Genomic DNA, 2,500 nt, shown 5'->3' with positions numbered 1-2,500 from the left:
GACTTGTGGCTAGGGGTGAAAGGCCAATCAAACTCGGAAATAGCTGGTTCTCCGCGAAATCTATTTAGGTAGAGCGTCGACCGAATACCCTCGGGGGTAGAGCACTGGATGGGCTAGGGGTCCTCACCGGATTACCAAACCTAACCAAACTCCGAATACCGAGGAGTACTAGTCGGCAGACACACGGCGGGTGCTAACGTCCGTCGTGGAAAGGGAAACAACCCTGACCAACAGCTAAGGTCCCCAAGTTATGGCTAAGTGGGAAAGGATGTGAGGATCCCAAAACAACCAGGATGTTGGCTTAGAAGCAGCCATCATTTAAAGAAAGCGTAACAGCTCACTGGTCTAAATAAGGGTCTTTGCGCCGAAAATGTAACGGGGCTCAAGCCATACACCGAAGCTTTGGGTTTAGCACTTTGTGCTAAGCGGTAGCGGAGCGTTCTGTAAGTCTGCGAAGGGATACCTGTGAGGGGTCCTGGAGATATCAGAAGTGCGAATGCTGACATGAGTAACGATAAAGAGGGTGAGAGACCCTCTCGCCGAAAGTCCAAGGGTTCCTGCTTAAAGTTAATCTGAGCAGGGTTAGCCGGCCCCTAAGGCGAGGCCGAAAGGCGTAGTCGATGGGAATCACGTTAATATTCGTGAGCCTGGAGGTAGTGACGGATCGTGTGTGTTGTTCAACCTTATTGGATTGGTTGGGCTTCGAAGCGGTCCCAGGAAATAGCTCCTCCTTATAGCCCGTACCCGAAACCGACACAGGTGGACTGGTAGAGTATACCAAGGCGCTTGAGAGAACTCTGCTGAAGGAACTCGGCAAATTGCACGCGTAACTTCGGAAGAAGCGTGACCCTTATGAACGCAAGTTTGTGAGGGTGGCACAGACCAGGGGGTAGCGACTGTTTACCAAAAACACAGGGCTCTGCGAAGTCGCAAGACGACGTATAGGGTCTGACGCCTGCCCGGTGCTGGAAGGTTAAGAGGAGGGGTGCAAGCTCTGAATCGAAGCCCCAGTAAACGGCGGCCGTAACTATAACGGTCCTAAGGTAGCGAAATTCCTTGTCGGGTAAGTTCCGACCTGCACGAATGGCGTAACGACTTCCCCGCTGTCTCCAGCAGAGACTCAGTGAAATTGAATTCCCCGTGAAGATGCGGGGTTCCTGCGGTTAGACGGAAAGACCCCGTGCACCTTTACTATAGCTTTACACTGGCATTCGTGTCGGCATGTGTAGGATAGGTGGTAGACTTTGAAGCCAGGGCGCCAGCCTTGGTGGAGTCATCCTTGAAATACCACCCTTATCTATATGGATGTCTAACCGCGACCCGTTATCCGGGCCCGGGACAGTGTATGGTGGGTAGTTTGACTGGGGCGGTCGCCTCCTAAAGAGTAACGGAGGCGCGCGATGGTGGGCTCAGAACGGTCGGAAATCGTTCGCTGAGTGCAATGGCATAAGCCTGCCTGACTGCGAGACTGACAAGTCGAGCAGAGACGAAAGTCGGTCATAGTGATCCGGTGGTCCCGCGTGGAAGGGCCATCGCTCAACGGATAAAAGGTACGCCGGGGATAACAGGCTGATGACCCCCAAGAGTCCATATCGACGGGGTTGTTTGGCACCTCGATGTCGACTCATCGCATCCTGGGGCTGGAGCAGGTCCCAAGGGTATGGCTGTTCGCCATTTAAAGCGGTACGTGAGTTGGGTTCAGAACGTCGTGAGACAGTTCGGTCCCTATCTGCCGTGGGTGTAGGAATATTGATAGGATCTGTCCCTAGTACGAGAGGACCGGGATGGACGAACCTCTGGTGGACCTGTTGTGGCGCCAGCCGCATAGCAGGGTAGCTACGTTCGGACGGGATAACCGCTGAAGGCATCTAAGCGGGAAACCCACCTAAAAACGAGTATTCCCTGAGAGCCGTGGAAGACCACCACGTTGATAGGCCGGGTGTGGACGTGCAGTAATGCATGAAGCTTACCGGTACTAATAGCTCGATTGGCTTGATCATTCTCATTTGCCAATGCCCATCTGCGATGGGCATGGCCAGCTTATCTGTCCTCACGGATGGTCGCGGCTTGTGCCGCTATCCTCCGGACGGGGCGCCGAAAAGTCGGCGACGGCCAATTCGGCCTTGCGGACCTCGCGGTCCGGAAGGTTGTGGCCTCCAACAGAAAAGACGGGTTCAAGGTGCCAGGCAGAGCAAACATATTGCCCTATTCGCCTACTCACCTAATCCCTCAACCAGCTTCTCAATCCTTTGACATGCGCTTTGCCGACCTGGTGGTTATTGCGGAGTGGCTGCACCCGATCCCTTTCCGAACTCGGCCGTGAAACGCTCCAGCGCTGATGGTACTTCGTCTCAAGACGCGGGAGAGTAAGTCGCTGCCAGGTCTGCCAAGCGCATGTCAAAAGATAACAAACCTTCTCATCACAAGCACAGAACAACAAACCTCCGGCCCCAAATCTCGACAGGGACCGCGCACAGGTGACGCGGGGTGGAGCAGCCCG

General features: G+C 54.6%; 2 rRNA genes (1 of these 2 cut by a window edge). Both read left to right on the top strand.

Features of this window, described 5'->3' with window-relative positions:
• A 23S ribosomal RNA gene (locus tag JYU29_RS18225) occupies window positions 1-2,000 on the top strand (it extends 844 nt beyond the left edge of the window).
• Between the two features lie 268 nt (window positions 2,001-2,268).
• Window positions 2,269-2,383, top strand: a 5S ribosomal RNA gene (gene rrf, locus JYU29_RS18220).
• Window positions 2,384-2,500: the final 117 nt, after the last annotated feature.

This window comes from Tianweitania aestuarii, from assembly GCF_018457165.1.
Taxonomy (GTDB): Bacteria; Pseudomonadota; Alphaproteobacteria; order Rhizobiales; family Rhizobiaceae; genus Tianweitania; species Tianweitania aestuarii.
The sequence above is the reverse complement of the archived record's forward strand: the minus strand, read 5'-3'. Positions and strand labels throughout refer to the sequence as shown.